A 15,263-nucleotide genomic window follows, 5' to 3' on the forward strand; every position below is an offset into this window, starting at 1 on the left:
CGATGATGACGACAGCGGAAAGGCACTCGGTGAGGATGACGGCCGAAGACGGCGAAGGTAACGGAACGGGCCGCGGAACGTCCGTGATCACCCGGACCAAGCCGAAGACGAAGAAACCCAGTCTGTACAGGGTCTTGTTGCTCAATGACGATTACACGCCCATGGAGTTCGTCATCCACGTGCTAGAGCGGTTTTTTTTCAAGGATCGCGAAAACGCCACAAGGATCATGCTCCATGTGCACAATCACGGTGTCGGCGAATGCGGCGTCTACACCTACGAGGTGGCGGAGACCAAGGTGTCCCAGGTGATGGACTTCGCCCGCCAGCACCAGCATCCATTGCAATGCGTGATGGAGAAAAAGTGAGGATTTCATGCCGGCTTTCTCGCAAAGCCTCGAAAGAGCGCTGCACCAGGCCCTGACTTTCGCCAATGAGCGGCATCACGAATATGCGACCCTGGAGCATCTGCTCCTGGCGCTGCTCGAGGATCAGGATGCCGCGGCGGTGATGCGTGCCTGCAATGTCGATCTCGACGAGTTGCGCCGCACGATCACGCATTATCTCGATACCGAGCTCGACAATCTCGTGACGGGTTATGACGAGGATTCCAAGCCGACGGCCGGGTTCCAGCGTGTCATTCAGCGGGCCGTGATCCACGTCCAGTCCTCCGGACGGGAAGAGGTCTCGGGCGCAAACGTTCTCGTGGCGATTTTCGCCGAACGGGAGAGCCACGCCGCCTATTTCCTGCAGGAGCAGGAGATGACGCGTTACGACGCCGTCAACTACATCTCGCACGGGATTGCCAAGCGCCCGGGCGCCAGCCAGGCACGTCCGCCGCGCGGCGCGGAAGAGGAGCAGAGCAATACCGCTTCCGGCAGCAGCGACGAGGATGCCGGTGCCAAGAAGAAGCAGCAGGATGCGCTGAGCGCCTATTGCATCAACCTCAATGACAAGGCGCGGGCCGGCAAGATCGATCCGCTGATCGGGCGGTCGTCCGAGATCAGCCGCACGATCCAGGTTCTGTGCCGCCGGTCCAAGAACAATCCGCTTTATGTCGGCGATCCCGGCGTGGGCAAGACGGCCATTGCCGAGGGGCTGGCCAAGCGGATCGTCGAGGGCGAGGTTCCGGAGGTTCTCAGGGACGCCACGATCTTCTCGCTCGATATGGGAACGCTGTTGGCAGGAACCCGCTATCGCGGCGATTTCGAGGAACGCCTCAAGCAGGTCGTGAAGGAACTGGAGAATTTCCCCGGCGCGGTCCTGTTCATCGACGAGATCCACACGGTGATCGGCGCTGGCGCGACGTCTGGCGGGGCCATGGATGCCTCCAACCTGCTCAAGCCGGCGCTTTCCTCCGGCGCGATCCGCTGCATCGGCTCGACGACCTACAAGGAGTACCGCCAGTTCTTCGAAAAGGACCGCGCGCTTGTGCGCCGGTTCCAGAAGATCGACGTGAACGAACCCACGCTGGAAGACGCCATCGAGATCATGAAGGGGCTGAAGCCCTATTTCGAGGACTTCCACAAGGTCAAGTTTACAAATGACGCGATCAAGGCGGCGGTGGAACTGTCCGCGCGTTACATTTCCGACCGCAAGCTTCCTGACAAGGCGATCGACGTGATCGACGAGACAGGCGCTTCGCAAATGCTTCTGCCGGTTTCCAAGCGGCGCAAGCAGATCGGCGTCAAGGAAATCGAGGAAACGGTCGCCACGATGGCACGTATTCCGCCGAAATCGGTTTCGGCCGATGATGAAGCGGTTCTGGCCAGCCTGGAATCCAAGCTCAAGACCACGGTCTATGGCCAGGATCTGGCCATCGAGGCGCTAGCTTCCTCCATCAAGCTGGCGCGGGCCGGGCTGCGCGAGCCCGACAAGCCGATCGGCTGCTATCTCTTCTCCGGCCCGACAGGGGTCGGCAAGACGGAGGTGGCCAAGCAGCTTGCCTCTTCGCTCGGCGTGGAATTGCTGCGCTTCGACATGTCGGAATACATGGAAAGGCACACGGTCTCGCGGCTGATCGGGGCGCCTCCCGGCTATGTCGGCTTCGACCAGGGTGGTCTGTTGACCGACGGCGTGGACCAGCATCCCCATTGCGTGCTGCTGCTCGACGAGATCGAAAAGGCGCATCCGGACCTGTTCAACATCCTTCTGCAGGTCATGGATCACGGCAAGCTGACCGACCATAACGGCAAGAAGATCGATTTCCGCAACGTGATCCTGATCATGACGACCAATGCCGGCGCAGCCGACATGGCCAAGGCCGCGATCGGCTTTGGTTCGTCGAAGCGGGAAGGCGACGACATGGAGGCGATCAACAAGCTGTTCACGCCTGAATTCCGCAACCGTCTCGATTCGATCATCCCGTTCGGCTCCCTGCCGGTGCCGGTGATCCACAAGGTGGTGCAGAAATTCGTCATGCAGCTGGAAGCGCAGCTTTCGGAGCGGGGCGTCACATTCGACCTGACCCCGGACGCCATCGCCTGGCTGGCCGACAAGGGCTACGACGAACGCATGGGCGCGCGGCCGCTCGGCCGCGTCATCCAGGAGCACATCAAGAAGCCGCTGGCGGAAGAGGTGCTGTTCGGCAAGCTGAAAAAGGGCGGCACGGTGCGCGTATGCGTCGAGGAGAAGGATGACGGCAAGACCGGCCTGAAGCTGGAATCCATTGCCGACGACGTGCCGGTGAAGCCGAAAAAGGAAGATCCGGAAGGCAAGCCGAAGGCTGCGGACAAGCCGAAAGCGGTGAGGAAACCGCGCGCCAAGGCGGCCAAACCGGCCGAGAAGCCCGATGACGATACGCCGAAGTCCGCGCGCCGCTCCGGTGTTCCGCAAGTGCCGCGCAAAGACTGAGCCGCACCGCTCACGAATCGGATTCCGGGCTGCCTTCGGGCGGCCCGTTTTCGTTTTTCCGGTGAAAGACGCTTGATCCGGAGAACAGGTTTTTTCGCATCGCACGGGCCGGGCGGGAATGCTATGCGCATGCCATGACGACGCCATATCCTCCGACAACACGTGAACCGGTTGAACCGGGACAGACCGGTGCCTGGTTTCTTCGTGGTGCACGCACGGCCATCTCGCTGCCTGGCCTGTTGTTGTGCGGCGCCTTCATCGGTTTCGGCGCCATCGCCCGCGACACGGGCCTGAGTCTTGCCGAAGCGGCTTTCATGACCGCGATCATCTGGGCATTGCCGGCTCAGATCGTGCTTCTCGGAGCCATGGCTTCCGGTGCATCCCTGCCTGCGGCGGCAATCGCGGTCACGCTGACATCGGTGCGACTGATGCCGATGGTTGTGGCCATCGTACCGGAGATGCGGGCGGGCGGGACCCGGAACTGGGTGCTTTACCTGCTTTCGCATTTCGTCGCTGTCACGTCCTGGGTTCTGGCCATGGAGCGGTTTCGTCATGTGCCGCGCGCATTCCGCACAGCGTTCTATGGCGGAATCGGCTGCACGCTGGTCGCCGGCATGCTGCTTGTTCTGGTGGTCGTCTACGGAACAGCGGCGGCTTTGCCGCCGTTGGCGTCGGCAGCGCTCGTCTTCCTGACGCCGGCCTATTTCCTGTTCTCGCTCTGGTCGTCGGCGCGCGAGCGCGCGAGCCATGGAGCAATGATCGCAGGCATGGTCCTGGGGCCGGTCCTTCATCCGGTCCTGCCGGGCTTCGACCTGCTGGCGGCAGGTCTCATCGCAGGCCTCGGCGCTTTCGCCTTTCATGCCGCGACAACACGGACGCGGCGGGAGGAATGAGCATGTTTCATGGCGAGACCGCCTGGTGGTGGCCCTTCGTCTTCATCGCGGTGGCCGGATGGCTGCCGACCGACATCTGGCGATGGGCAGGTGTGGCGGTTGGCGGGCGTCTCGACGAAAACTCGCCATGGCTTGTTCTCGTGCGCTGCATTGCCACGGCACTGGTGGCCGCGGTGATCGGCAATCTTGTCGTTTATCCGCAGGGACCGCTCGCAGGCTTGCCGGTTGCCGTCAGGACAGGGGCGCTTGCCATCGGATTCTTGGCTTACCTGATTGCCGGCAAGCGCATGATCGCCGGGATCCTCGCGGCGGAGGCGGCCTTGCTGGCAGGCATGTTCCTCTTGCCTTTAACCCGGTTCTAACCGGGACAGGATAGGCTGGCTTCAATTCTTGACATGGGGCCGGCCATGAAAGCAACGGACATACAGATCTTCGCCAAGGCCTTGGTGATCGCGATGCTTGCGCTCGTTGACACTTTCTGGATCATGGCCAGCGATTTCACCATCCGGGTGGAAAGCGCCATAACTGCCCTTGTGATGATCGGACTGCTCCTCGGACTCGGCCAGTTCTACCGGCATTTCCGCGATCCGCAGGATCGGAAAATCGGGATCGTCTGCGAGGAAATCGCCGCCCTGGTCGCATTTTCCCTTGCCGCCGCCATTTTCAGCTATCTGGTCCTGTCGACCGGGCGTCCGCCGATCGACAGCTATCTTCTTGCCATCGATGCGGCCCTGGGGTTCGACTGGGAAGGATACGTGGACTACGTGATCCATCACCCGGTTTTCGGGCCGCTTTCCATGGTTGCCTACATGAGTTCCCTTGCCCAGGTCACGGTGCTGGTGATCTGGAGCAGTTTCACGGGGCGTACTGCGCTGACACAGCGCTTCATGGCTTCGATCATGCTCGGTGCGCTCTCATGTATCGTCATTTCCGGTTTGCTGCCGTCGGCAGGCGCTGTCGGCACGATACAGCCGCCGGATAGTTTCTTCGTCACAAGGCAACCATTCGTGAACGTCGACTACATGGAAACCTATTTCCAGCTGCGCGACGGGGGCGCCCGTGTGCTCGATTTCGCCACGTTGAAAGGCATGATCTCCTTTCCTTCCTACCATGGCACGCTGAGTGTCCTGATCATGCTTGCTTTCCTGTCGGCGCGCCGCTTCGTCGTGCCGGCCTTCATTCTCAACGCGCTGGTCCTGCTGGCGACACCGGTGGATGGCGGGCATCACATGAGCGATGTCCTCGCGGGCGTTTCGATCGCCGTTTTCTGCTGGTATCTGGCGGGCGTATTCTGTGCCTGGACCGAAAAGCTGGCGCAGGAAGCGGCCGCCGTCGCGTCCACGGCCGGGACGCCGGCCTGCGCCGATGCCTGAAGAGCGCCTTTCCGGACGGCAGACAAGTGCTTGACCTTCCGGTTTCGTGCGGCGGAGCCGGACTGGTCGGATCTCTTTTTGCCGTCTTCCAGTGTCTGGTCGTATCTCCATGACTTAACGGCATTTAAAGCCCGATCTGCAAGAACGGGGCATCAACAGCGGCTTTCGGGCCGCGCAACAAGATTTGCCAGCAGCATTGCGGAGGGTGCCGCATGTCCGATTCACAGATCAAGGTTTTACCAGGCCGGGGAAACCGGCTCGCGCGCAGCGGAGCCTTCGTTTCGGCCCTGGGGCGGCAGCTTTGGCACGATCGCCTGCTTTTCCTGATAGCAGGACTGGCGCTGCTGACCGCCCACGCGCTCAAACCTGTCGTGGGTATTCGCCCGGACATGGAACTTGTGCAGGGATTTCTTGGCCAGACAGCCCTCTATTGCGTACTGATGCTGGCGATCTGGATGGCGGTCGAACTGTTCCGCCATGCAAGGCGCGACCCAACCGGCTCGCCGTTGCGCAGCCTTGGAGCAACGCTGAGCCGTTTCTCATCCCGCGATGGCCGTATTCATGTTTTTGCCAGCACGCTTGCTGTCTTCACGATCTTTGCGTCAGGCTTCAGCATTCTGAAGTCCGCCATTGCGGTCTTGAAGCCGTTCGCGTTCGACAGGCTCTTCTCCGAGGCCGACCGCTGGCTGCATTTCGGTTATCTGCCGCATGATGTGCTGATGCCAGCATTCGGTTCGCCCTACGCGATTCTGGCGATGAACGTGGCCTACAATGTCTGGTTCGCGGTCTTGGTCAGCTATTTCCTGATCTGCGGCGTTCTGACGGGCCGCTTCGCGCTCCTGCGGCGGCAATACATGATTGCCTTCATGGTTGTGTGGTTTGTTGGCGGTTTCCTCATCGCCACCGGCCTGTCTTCAGCGGGGCCGGCATTCTACGCCCTGGTTGGAGAGGGAGATAACTATGCCGGATTGATGGCCCATCTGAAGGCGGCGAGCGAGGTGGTCCCGGTCTGGGCGATCAACGTCCAGGACACGTTGTGGGATGGCTATTCGGGCGAACGATACGGTTCGGCGGGTATTTCGGCCATGCCTTCCATGCATGTCGCGACAGCCGTGCTTTTCGCGCTCGCGGCATCCTCGATCAGCAAACGGTTCGCGATCGTGATGTGGGTCTATGCCGCAATCATCCAGATCGGGTCCGTCGTTCTTGCCTGGCACTATGCGGTCGACGGTTACGCTGGCGCGCTGATTTCCGTTGCTGCCTGGAAACTGGCCGGCAAGATGGCGCGCCAGGAAACACCGGCCCGGTGAAATGACAGGATTTGCAGGAGCCGTTCACCGGCTCCTGGCTTTGCCAGCGCTTTCAGGCATCCAGGGCGGCGCGAATCTTTTCCGCATTGGCGGCGAGGATGTCCTGGTCTTCCATGTCACCGGTATGTGGCTTCAGCTTCACGCCGTCGAAACGTGGGATGACGTGGACGTGGAGGTGGAAAACGACCTGGCCACCGGCCGGTTCGTTGAATTGCTGGATTGTCACGCCGTCGGCACCGAAAGCCTTGATGACGGCGCGGGCCATTTTCTGGACGGTTCGGCCAACGGCGGCGTAGCTTTCCGGATCGACATCGAGAATGTTGCGGGCAGGGCGCTTCGGGATCACCAGGCAATGGCCGTCACCGCGCGGCATGATGTCCATGAATGCAAATGTGTCATCGTCCTCGTAGAGTTTGTGGGACGGAATCTCGCCGCGCAGGATCTTTGCGAAGACGTTGTCATTGTCATAGGCAGCGGACATGGGTTCCTCTCATCATCCTGGTTGAATGGTCAAGGACCGGATGGCGGTTTCCCGGCCACCCAGTCAAGTGTTTCGTTCACGGCGGGACGCGTCTGCCGACAGCTTTGCCGGCAAATCAAGGTGTTCCGTCGCCTTCCTTGCGAAATGGAGCGTGACCGGCGAGAAGGTCGCCAAGCTGGCGGACATCGCGGCGTTCGTGTTCGAGGTAGTCGGCAACCGCATTGCGTAGGCCCTCGTGGCCGATCCAGTGCGCCGAATGGGTGGTGACAGGCAGATAGCCGCGCGCCAGCTTGTGCTCACCCTGCGCGCCCGCTTCCACGGTGCGAAGGCCGTTCGCGATGGCGAAATCGATGGCCTGGTGATAGCAAATCTCGAAATGCAGGAAAGGGTGGTCCTCGATACATCCCCAATGGCGGCCATAAAGCGTGTCGGCACCGATGAAATTGATTGCGCCGCCGATGTAGCGCCCGTCGCGCCGCGCCATGATGAGCAGGATGTCGTTGGCCATGCGCTCGCCGATGAGCGAGAAGAAACGGCGGTTGAGATAGGGCCGGCCCCATTTGCGGCTGCCCGTATCCATGTAGAACGTATGGAAATCATCCCAGACGCTCTCCGTCAGATCGCTGCCAGTGAGCCATTCCACGGATATACCGTTTTCCAGTGCGGTACGGCGTTCCTTCTTCAGCGCCTTGCGCTTGCGTGAGGCGAGCGTGCCAAGAAAATCCTCGTAACCCGCATAGCCTTGGTTGGTGAAGTGGAATTGCTGGTCGATCCGGTGCAGAAAGCCGTGCTCTTCCAGTATCCGCGCCTCGCCCTCTGGTGCGAAGGTGACGTGGACGGAGGAAACGCCGAGTTGACCGGCAAAGGCCTTCAGCCCTTCTGCCAGCGCGATCTGTATGTCGGGCTTCGACGCGCTCGCCGGCGCCAGCAGGCGTGGTCCGGTTGCGGGCGTGAACGGAATGGAAACCTGGAGCTTCGGGTAGTAGCGCCCGCCTGCGCGCTCAAAGGCATCGGCCCAGCCGTGATCGAAGACGTATTCGCCCTGACTGTGTGATTTCAGATAGCAGGGGACCGCGCCGATGAGCCGCCCGTCGGGCGCTTCAAGAGCAAGGTGCTGCGGCAACCAGCCGGTCTGACGGGTCACACAGCCCGATTCTTCCAGTGACGAGAGGAATGCATGGGAAAGAAACGGATTGTATGAACCCGGCCCGAGACGGCTTGTTCCACCCAATCCCGCCCATGCCAGCGGGTCAAATCCGTCCATGCCTGCGACGGCGCGCAGGCTTATGCTGTCCTGATCTGGCGGTTCGGTCTCGTCCATGGTCAAGATTTATCGCGGTCCAGGTGTGTGACAAGCATCGCGCATTCAGTTCTGTATCATCGAATCGGGGTCGAATCCCTCGAACGTCATCTGGTCGGCCAGCGCGCGGGTGGCGGCCACCTGTCCGGGCGTGCGTACGGTCCATGTGATGACCGGCCGGTTCAGCGTCGCGCGCATCATCCGGACGAAGGGGTTGTCGATCTGGTCCACATAGAATGACGTGAAATCAATGTCGTGCGCCAGCATGCTGAAATGCGCCTCAAGCTGATCCGGTCTTGTGCCCATGGCTGTCAGTCCGGCTGGAACACCTGGCGCTGCCGTTCGGAATTGCCGGATGAGCCAATGATCGAAGGACATGATGGCGACCGGGCCGTCATAGCTGGCCAGCCTTTGGCCGACGGCTGCAACGAGCTGCCCGTCAAACCCCTCAACGCCCTTCAATTCGATGACCAGCGGCACCCGTCCGGCCACGCGGGCAAGCATGGTATCCAGAGTGGGTACGCGATCGGCTGTTGCGCCGACCGTCATCGCCTGAAGGTCCTCCGCCCGGGTTTCGTGGACCAGTCCTTCCCGTCCGGTCAGGCGCTTCAGTTGATCGTCATGAAAGAGCACCGGAACGCCATCGAGGGTCAGGCGGACATCGCATTCGATGGCGAAGTTTCCCTCGATTGCCGCATCGAAGGCCGAAAGCGTGTTTTCCCAGACAAGATGATTGCAATCATGCAGGCCACGATGGGCAATGGGGCGGGCGGTCAGCCAATCGCGCAGCGCAGGCATGGATCAGGCTATCTCGATTATCGCTTCGATCTCGACCGGTGCGCCAAGCGGCAAGGCGGCCATGCCGACGGCGGATCTGGCATGGCGGCCCCTGTCGCCCAACGCATCGACGAGAAGGTCGGATGCGCCATTGGCGACGATATGCTGTTCGGTGAAGCCGGGGTCGGAGGCAACGAAGACGGAAATCTTGACGATCCGCGCAATCCGGTCGAGCGAGCCAAGCGCCATCTTTGCCTGTGCGAGAATGTTGACCGCGCACCATTTGGCGGCCTGGGCACCGGCGGCCGTGTCCAGCTCTTGGCCAAGCAGGCCGGTCGCGGTCAGCTTGCCATCCTTGAGCGGCAATTGACCTGCCGTGAAAAGCAGGTTTCCGCTTTGCATGAAGGGTGCGTAATTGGCGGCGGGCGCAGCCGGGGAGGGCAGATCGATCCCCATGGCGGCGAGGCGCTGCTCGGCGGTTTCTCCCATGATCGGCTTTTCCTTTTTGTGAAGGACTGGAATAATACGGTGTCATGCAGTGGTGGCCGCCCGGCCATGAAAATGCCAAAGCGGGGCGGCACATGCAGGCAAGACATGCCATGGTGGCAAGCCGTGGCGCAAGAGCAGGAACCATACATGCGCGTATCGTTGATTGCAGCCGTTGTCATCACCTGCGGAACCGTGCCGGCGCTGGCCGGTCCCCAACTGGCTCCGCATCGCGCGGTCTATGATCTGAGCCTTGTGGATGCGACCGACCGGTCCGGCATTTCAGGCGTCAGCGGGCGGATGGTCTACGAGTTCAACGGCTCGCCCTGTGACGGCTACACGGTCAGTTTCCGCTCTGTCACCCAGTTCCAGACGGAGCAGAACGCCCGCCTCATCGACCAGCAGGTGGCCACATACGAGAATCCCGAGCAGGATCTCTTCACTTTCGTCACCAAGTCCTATGTCGATGAGCATCTGGACAAGGAGGTGAAAGGAACGGCGCATGCCGTTTCCGGCGGGGTGAAGGTGGATCTGGAAAAGCCGGACGAGGTTACGGTGCGTCTGACGCCCGCGCTGTTTCCGGCCGAACACATGATCGACCTGCTGGACCGGGCGCGCAACGGCGATCATTTCTACGAAACGTCGATCTTCGATGGAACGGAAGGTGCTGACAAGGTGCTGACCACGACCGTTGTCATCGGATCCCGCAAGCAGGCGTCCGAAGACGACGAGGAGCTCGCTGCCAGCGATTCGCTCGCCCACGAACCCTACTGGCCGGTCTCGATCGCATATTTCGACGATCCGCAGCCCGAATCGGATACGACACCGATCTACCGGATCGGTTTCAAGCTGCATGACAGCGGCATCGCCCGTGCCTTCGACACCGATTACGGCGACTTCCGGATCAAGGGGCAACTGGTCGACCTGGAACTGCTTGCCACGCGGAAGTGCGACTAGGCGGGCGGTATTCCGGTCATCATATGATGCCGGCGGCCTCAGCGCGCGCCAGGATGCGTTCGGCGCGGCGCAGATGCGGCCGGTCGTACATCTTGCCGCCGATGGCAACGACGCCCGGATTGCCGGCAGCCGCGAATGCCTCGACAACAGCGCGGGATTCCGCAATCGCTTCTCCCGACGGCGTGAAAATCTGGTTGATGATGTCCACCTGTGCCGGATGAATGGCCATTTTCGCGGTGAAACCGTCGCGTTCGGCCTCCCGGCATTCACGCTCGAAACCTGCCATGTCGGAAAAGGCGGGGAAAACCGTGTCAACGGGTGCGGTCCCGGCGGCGTTGGCCGCCAGTAGCGTAACGGTGCGCGCCAGGCGGAAGGCATCCGTATAGGTGCCGTCCGGATCGCGGTTGGTGCGCGCGCCGATGTCGGCGGACAGGTCTTCGGCTCCCCATGTCAGGCCGGCAAGGCGCGGCAGCGACGCGGCGGCATAGCTGTGGGCATTGAGTACCGCTGCAGCGGTCTCCGTAATGATGGGCAACAGACGTGTCGAACGCACTTCCAGCCCGTGCGCGGATTCCGCTTCCCCCAGAAGCGCGTCGAGCGCCATGACATCGGCGGCACTGTTGCACTTCGGGAGCATGATGCCGGCCGGACGGGCGGGCATGACGGCATCGAGATCCGCCCCTGTCAGGCCGGTATCGAGCGCGTTGACGCGCACGAAGAGACGGCCGGGATGATCTTGCACGTTGGCCGCCAGCGTTTCGGCCGTCAGCTTGCGCGCGTCCGGCTTGGCCGCAACGGCGACCGAATCCTCCAGGTCGATCAACAGGATGTCGGCGGCCGAGGCAAGGCCTTTTTCCAGCTTGCGTGCGCTGTCGCCGGGAACGAAAAGCAGGGATCGCATCGGGTCAGGCCTCCGCCGGGCGCTTGCGCATCATGGCCTGGCGGACGCAGCGCGCCACCAGCGTGCCCTCCTGGTTGAAGGCCCGGTGTTCGAACTCGACGACGCCCCTGTCGGACCGGGATTTCGATTCGCGCACCGACACCACCTCTGTCTCGACGCGGATCGTGTCACCGTGAAAAACCGGGTGGGGAAACACCGTCTCACTCATGCCGAGATTGCCGATCGTGGTTCCCAGCGTGGTGTCATGCACGGAAATGCCGATCATCAGGCCCAGCGTGAACAGGGAATTGACCAGCGGCTTGCCCCATTCGCTCCGGGCCGCGAAATCGAAATCGATGTGCAGGGGTTGCGGATTCAGCGTCATAACCGAGAACAGCATGTTGTCGCTTTCCGTCACGGACTTGGTGAGCGGGTGGCGAATGACCTGCCCGACCTCGAATTCCTCCAGCCAAAGACCGGCCATGGATCACCTCTCCCTCGTTGTGCCGGGACATTGATAGGCCGGAGGGGGAGGCCGGGCAAGAGGCGGCAAAAACATGGTGAACGCTTCGTAAACCTTTTGTCCCTAGCGTGGGAAAACAACAATGTAGCGGCGGTGGGGCTCCATGATTGTCCAGAAATTCCTGAGATGGGTGGAAACGGCGAATGTGGCTGAACGGACGGCGGCAGCCAGTGCGCTGGCGCGCGCCTATCTTCGGTCTGACATGAGCTTCGACCATCGCTGTGCCGCCGAATCGGCGTTGACCCTGCTTCTGGACGATCCGTCGCCAAAAGTCCGGGCGGCGCTGGCAGAGGCGCTTTCGCTTTCCGCTTCCGCCCCGCCGCAGGTTGTGGCGACGCTGGCAGCCGACCAGCCGGAAGTGGCCGCGCTGGTTCTTGTCCGCTCGCCGCTGCTCGGCGATGTCGACCTGATCGACCGAGCCGCGGAAGGGTGCGGCAAGATCCAGCGGCTCATTGCCATGCGGTGCAGCCTGTCTTCAACCGTCTGCGCGGTGCTGGCCGAGATCGGGGAAAGCGAAGCGGTCGTTGAACTGCTTGGCAATGATGGCGCGCACATCGCCGGTATTTCGCTTGCCCGCATCGCCGAACGCCTCGGCCACGAGGCTGCCGTGCGCAAGGCGCTGCTCGCCCATCCCGCCATTCCGGCGCATGTCCGTCATCAATTGCTGGTCAAGGTTGGCGAGGCGCTTTCCGCCTCGCCGCTGGTCCGGGGCCTGATCGGACAGGTGCGGGCCGCGCGGCTGGTAAAGGATGCCTGCACGAAGGCATCGATCAGCCTGATCGACAACACGCCGCCGGAGGAGACGCCGGCGCTGGTGGAGCATTTGCGCCTGAAGGGCGACCTGACCACGGCTTTCATCGTGCGCGCTGTCGCCCACGGCAAGATCGACTTCTTCGGTGCAATCCTTGGCTCCCTTTCCGGGCAGACGGAAAAGCGGATTGCAGGTCTGCTCAGCCATGGCCGCGACAACGCCCTGCGGGCACTGTTCCGCGAATGCGGTCTTGCGGATGCCTCGCATCCGGTCATTCTGCGCGCGCTCGCCGTCTGGCGCGAAGTGGCTTTGGGAAAGCGGGTGACCGGTGTGCAGGAAGTGACCTGGCTGATGCTGAAGGAACTGGGGGGAACGCCCGGTTCGCTCGTTCCGCGGCAGGCCGAAAACGACGACCTGATCGCGCTGCTGAAATCGATCCATCTGGACCAGTTGCGACTCAACGCGCGTGGACACGCGCTGGCCATCGCCGCCGCCTGAGCCTGCATTCCTGCCTGGCGTTCAGACGTCCAGCATGCCGGCATCCGCGAAGGCCGCGTTTTCCTGGATGAAACGGAACCGCGCCTCCGGCTTGGTGCCCATCAGGTCATCCACCGCGGACTTGGTGATTCCCGCATCGGAGAGCATTTCGACGCGCAGCAGCGTGCGCTTGCGCGGATCCATGGTGGTTTCTTTCAGCTGGCTCGCCATCATCTCGCCAAGGCCCTTGAAGCGGCCGATCTCGACCTTTGAGCGGCCCGAGAACTCGGTTTTCAGCAGTTCGTCCTTGTGCGCGTCATCCCGGGCATACATGGTCTTGCCGCCCTGGGTGAGCTTGTATAGCGGCGGGACCGCCATGAACAGGTGGCCGTTTCGGATCAGGTCCGGCATTTCCTGGTAAAAGAACGTGATGAGCAGCGAGGCAATATGCGCGCCGTCGACATCGGCGTCAGTCATGATGATGACGCGGTCATAGCGCAGGTCGTCTTCCCGGTATTTCGAGCGCGTGCCGCAGCCCAGTGCCTGCACCAGATCCTGTATGAGCTGTGAGCCGGCGAGTTTGTCCCGTCCAGCGCTAGCAACATTGAGGATCTTGCCGCGCAGCGGCAACACGGCCTGGGAGGCGCGGTCGCGCGCCTGCTTGGCCGATCCGCCCGCCGAATCGCCCTCGACGATAAACAGTTCGGCGCCCGCGGCAGCGTTCTGGGTGCAATCGGCCAGCTTGCCGGGCAGGCGCAGCTTGCGCACGGCCGATTTGCGGCTGACTTCCTTTTCCTGCCGGCGGCGCATGCGTTCATCGGCGCGCTGGATCACCCAGTCGAGCAGGTTGGATGCCTGTTGCGGGCTTGCGGCCAGCCAGTGATCAAAAGCGTCGCGAATGGCGTTCTCGACGATGCGATGGGCCTCGGCGGTGGCCAGCTTGTCCTTGGTCTGACCAACGAATTCCGGTTCGCGGATGAAGACCGACAGCATGCCGGCTGCTGAAATCATCACGTCGTCATTGCTGATGATGGAGGCGCGCTTGACGCCGGTCAGGTCCGCATAAGCTTTCAGGCCCTTGGTCAGGGCCGAGCGAAAGCCGGCTTCATGGGTGCCGCCCTCCGGTGTCGGCACGGTATTGCAGTAGGAATTGACGAAACCGTCGCCGCCATACCATGTCACCGCCCATTCCACCGAGCCGTGGCCGCTTTGCTTCTCGCTCTTTCCGGCAAAGATCTCGCGGGTGACCTGATGTTCCTTGCCAAGGCTGGCTTCCAGATAGTCCTTGAGGCCGCCGGGAAAGTGGAAGGTCGCCTTTTGCTCCACACCGGTTCGGGCGTCGATGAGTTCCGGCGCGCAGGACCAGCGGATTTCGACACCGCCGAACAGATAGGCCTTCGAGCGCGCCATCCTGAAGAGCCGTTCGGGATCGAAGCGCGCGGCGGCCCCGAAAATCTGCGGATCGGGATGAAAACGGACTTTCGTGCCGCGGCGATTATGCACTTCGCCCAGTTCTTCCAGGCCGCCCTGGGGAAGGCCGCGCGAGAAGCGCTGGCGGTACAGCCTGCGGCCCCGCGCAACCTCCACTTCGAGGCTGTCGGACAGCGCGTTGACCACTGAAACGCCGACACCGTGAAGGCCGCCGGAGGTTTCATAGACCTTGGAATCGAATTTTCCGCCGGCGTGCAAAGTCGTCATGATGACTTCGAGCGCCGACTTGTCCTTGAACTTGGGATGCGGGTCCACCGGAATGCCGCGCCCGTTGTCGGTGACGGTCAGAAAGCCGTTCGCGTCGAGATCCACCTCGATGAACGTGGCATGGCCGGCCACTGCCTCGTCCATGGAATTGTCAATCACCTCCGCAAACAGGTGGTGATAGGCCTTGTCGTCCGTGCCGCCGATATACATGCCGGGCCGGCGGCGCACGGGTTCCAGACCTTCCAGCACCTCGATGTCGGATGCCGAATAGCCGTCGCCGGATTCCGCCGCGCGCAAAACGCGCTTTTCCGGCGCGGGGCCGGCAACCGGCCTCGCAGGCGCTGGTGCGGGGTCCGGCAGGGTGGAGAAAAGGTCGTTGCTGTCGTCCATCGGTGTTCCGGGTGGGAAAAAACGAATCACTGGCGATCATTGCACAGAACAGGGCCGTATCGCGACCGGGTGAGGGCCACCATCTGCGTCCGTCCACAGGGCCTGGGCCCTGACATG

The 15,263-nt window shown here is 62.1% G+C and carries 15 protein-coding genes; 8 read left to right on the forward strand and 7 right to left on the reverse strand.

What is annotated here, in order from left to right:
- Window positions 1-5: 5 nt before the first annotated feature.
- The 6 genes from clpS (at window position 6) to R3D65_RS10045 (ending at window position 6,426) form a co-directional block, all read left to right on the forward strand.
- Complete coding sequence (clpS, locus tag R3D65_RS10020; RefSeq protein ID WP_371275557.1) at window positions 6-365, forward strand: ATP-dependent Clp protease adapter ClpS; 360 nt, start codon at window positions 6-8, stop codon at window positions 363-365.
- A gap of 7 nt (window positions 366-372) precedes the next feature.
- Window positions 373-2,850, forward strand: coding sequence for an ATP-dependent Clp protease ATP-binding subunit ClpA (gene clpA, locus R3D65_RS10025; RefSeq protein ID WP_371275089.1), 2,478 nt, complete (start codon window positions 373-375; stop codon window positions 2,848-2,850).
- 134 nt (window positions 2,851-2,984) lie between these two features.
- Complete coding sequence (locus R3D65_RS10030; RefSeq protein WP_371275090.1) at window positions 2,985-3,743, forward strand: AzlC family ABC transporter permease; 759 nt, start codon at window positions 2,985-2,987, stop codon at window positions 3,741-3,743.
- Window positions 3,740-4,105: an AzlD domain-containing protein gene (locus R3D65_RS10035; protein WP_371275091.1), complete on the forward strand. Its 366-nt coding sequence runs from the start codon at window positions 3,740-3,742 to the stop codon at window positions 4,103-4,105. Before R3D65_RS10030 ends, R3D65_RS10035 begins: the two co-directional genes overlap by 4 nt.
- Window positions 4,106-4,150: 45 nt before the next feature.
- Window positions 4,151-5,116 carry a phosphatase PAP2 family protein gene (locus R3D65_RS10040; protein ID WP_371275092.1) on the forward strand — a complete coding sequence of 322 codons (966 nt, stop codon included), beginning with the start codon at window positions 4,151-4,153 and terminating at the stop codon, window positions 5,114-5,116.
- A 212-nt stretch (window positions 5,117-5,328) separates the two neighbouring features.
- Entirely contained in the window at window positions 5,329-6,426 is a 1,098-nt protein-coding gene (locus tag R3D65_RS10045) for a phosphatase PAP2 family protein (RefSeq protein ID WP_371275093.1), read from the forward strand.
- Window positions 6,427-6,478: 52 nt separating this feature from the next.
- On the opposite strand, the gene R3D65_RS10050 is transcribed toward R3D65_RS10045, so the two are convergent.
- The 4 genes from R3D65_RS10050 to R3D65_RS10065 form a co-directional block, all read right to left on the reverse strand.
- Window positions 6,479-6,907: an HIT family protein gene (locus tag R3D65_RS10050; protein WP_371275094.1), complete on the reverse strand. Its 429-nt coding sequence runs from the start codon at window positions 6,905-6,907 to the stop codon at window positions 6,479-6,481.
- Window positions 6,908-7,022: 115 nt separating this feature from the next.
- Window positions 7,023-8,228, reverse strand: a complete 1,206-nt coding sequence (locus tag R3D65_RS10055; protein WP_371275095.1) for a GNAT family N-acetyltransferase — start codon at window positions 8,226-8,228, stop codon at window positions 7,023-7,025.
- 45 nt (window positions 8,229-8,273) lie between these two features.
- A complete protein-coding gene (locus R3D65_RS10060; RefSeq protein WP_371275096.1) occupies window positions 8,274-9,005 on the reverse strand; it encodes a glycerophosphodiester phosphodiesterase in 732 nt (243 codons plus the stop codon).
- Between the two features lie 3 nt (window positions 9,006-9,008).
- On the reverse strand, window positions 9,009-9,473 hold the full coding sequence (locus R3D65_RS10065) for a RidA family protein (RefSeq protein WP_371275097.1): 465 nt from the start codon (window positions 9,471-9,473) through the stop codon (window positions 9,009-9,011).
- 147 nt (window positions 9,474-9,620) lie between these two features.
- On the opposite strand from R3D65_RS10065, the gene R3D65_RS10070 reads away from it, so the two are divergent.
- A complete protein-coding gene (locus tag R3D65_RS10070) occupies window positions 9,621-10,427 on the forward strand; it encodes a cell envelope integrity EipB family protein (RefSeq protein WP_371275098.1) in 807 nt (268 codons plus the stop codon).
- 19 nt (window positions 10,428-10,446) lie between these two features.
- Here R3D65_RS10070 and R3D65_RS10075 read toward each other — a convergent pair whose 3' ends face one another.
- A complete protein-coding gene (locus R3D65_RS10075; protein ID WP_371275099.1) occupies window positions 10,447-11,328 on the reverse strand; it encodes a CoA ester lyase in 882 nt (293 codons plus the stop codon).
- A gap of 4 nt (window positions 11,329-11,332) precedes the next feature.
- Window positions 11,333-11,791: a MaoC family dehydratase gene (locus R3D65_RS10080; protein ID WP_371275100.1), complete on the reverse strand. Its 459-nt coding sequence runs from the start codon at window positions 11,789-11,791 to the stop codon at window positions 11,333-11,335.
- 142 nt (window positions 11,792-11,933) lie between these two features.
- Between R3D65_RS10080 and R3D65_RS10085 the strand changes: the two genes are divergently transcribed.
- Window positions 11,934-13,079, forward strand: a complete 1,146-nt coding sequence (locus tag R3D65_RS10085; protein ID WP_371275101.1) for a DUF2336 domain-containing protein — start codon at window positions 11,934-11,936, stop codon at window positions 13,077-13,079.
- A gap of 21 nt (window positions 13,080-13,100) precedes the next feature.
- On the opposite strand, the gene parE is transcribed toward R3D65_RS10085, so the two are convergent.
- Window positions 13,101-15,146 carry a DNA topoisomerase IV subunit B gene (gene parE, locus R3D65_RS10090; RefSeq protein ID WP_371275102.1) on the reverse strand — a complete coding sequence of 682 codons (2,046 nt, stop codon included), beginning with the start codon at window positions 15,144-15,146 and terminating at the stop codon, window positions 13,101-13,103.
- Window positions 15,147-15,263: the final 117 nt, after the last annotated feature.

This window comes from Zhengella sp. (assembly GCF_041397485.1).
Taxonomy (GTDB): domain Bacteria; phylum Pseudomonadota; class Alphaproteobacteria; order Rhizobiales; family Rhizobiaceae; genus Zhengella.

Excerpts from the sequence above, each read along its gene's own strand:
- R3D65_RS10055 (WP_371275095.1), bottom strand. The coding sequence starts at position 8,228 with ATGGACGAGACCGAACCGCCAGATCAGGACAGCATAAGCCTGCGCGCC.
- R3D65_RS10060 (WP_371275096.1), bottom strand. The coding sequence starts at position 9,005 with ATGCCTGCGCTGCGCGATTGGCTGACCGCCCGCCCCATTGCCCATCGT.
- R3D65_RS10075 (WP_371275099.1), bottom strand. The coding sequence starts at position 11,328 with ATGCGATCCCTGCTTTTCGTTCCCGGCGACAGCGCACGCAAGCTGGAA.
- R3D65_RS10065 (WP_371275097.1), bottom strand. The coding sequence starts at position 9,473 with ATGGGAGAAACCGCCGAGCAGCGCCTCGCCGCCATGGGGATCGATCTG.
- clpA (WP_371275089.1), top strand. The coding sequence starts at position 373 with ATGCCGGCTTTCTCGCAAAGCCTCGAAAGAGCGCTGCACCAGGCCCTG.
- R3D65_RS10040 (WP_371275092.1), top strand. The coding sequence starts at position 4,151 with ATGAAAGCAACGGACATACAGATCTTCGCCAAGGCCTTGGTGATCGCG.
- R3D65_RS10070 (WP_371275098.1), top strand. The coding sequence starts at position 9,621 with ATGCGCGTATCGTTGATTGCAGCCGTTGTCATCACCTGCGGAACCGTG.
- parE (WP_371275102.1), bottom strand. The coding sequence starts at position 15,146 with ATGGACGACAGCAACGACCTTTTCTCCACCCTGCCGGACCCCGCACCA.
- R3D65_RS10045 (WP_371275093.1), top strand. The coding sequence starts at position 5,329 with ATGTCCGATTCACAGATCAAGGTTTTACCAGGCCGGGGAAACCGGCTC.
- R3D65_RS10035 (WP_371275091.1), top strand. The coding sequence starts at position 3,740 with ATGAGCATGTTTCATGGCGAGACCGCCTGGTGGTGGCCCTTCGTCTTC.
- R3D65_RS10050 (WP_371275094.1), bottom strand. The coding sequence starts at position 6,907 with ATGTCCGCTGCCTATGACAATGACAACGTCTTCGCAAAGATCCTGCGC.
- clpS (WP_371275557.1), top strand. The coding sequence starts at position 6 with ATGACGACAGCGGAAAGGCACTCGGTGAGGATGACGGCCGAAGACGGC.
- R3D65_RS10080 (WP_371275100.1), bottom strand. The coding sequence starts at position 11,791 with ATGGCCGGTCTTTGGCTGGAGGAATTCGAGGTCGGGCAGGTCATTCGC.
- R3D65_RS10085 (WP_371275101.1), top strand. The coding sequence starts at position 11,934 with ATGATTGTCCAGAAATTCCTGAGATGGGTGGAAACGGCGAATGTGGCT.
- R3D65_RS10030 (WP_371275090.1), top strand. The coding sequence starts at position 2,985 with ATGACGACGCCATATCCTCCGACAACACGTGAACCGGTTGAACCGGGA.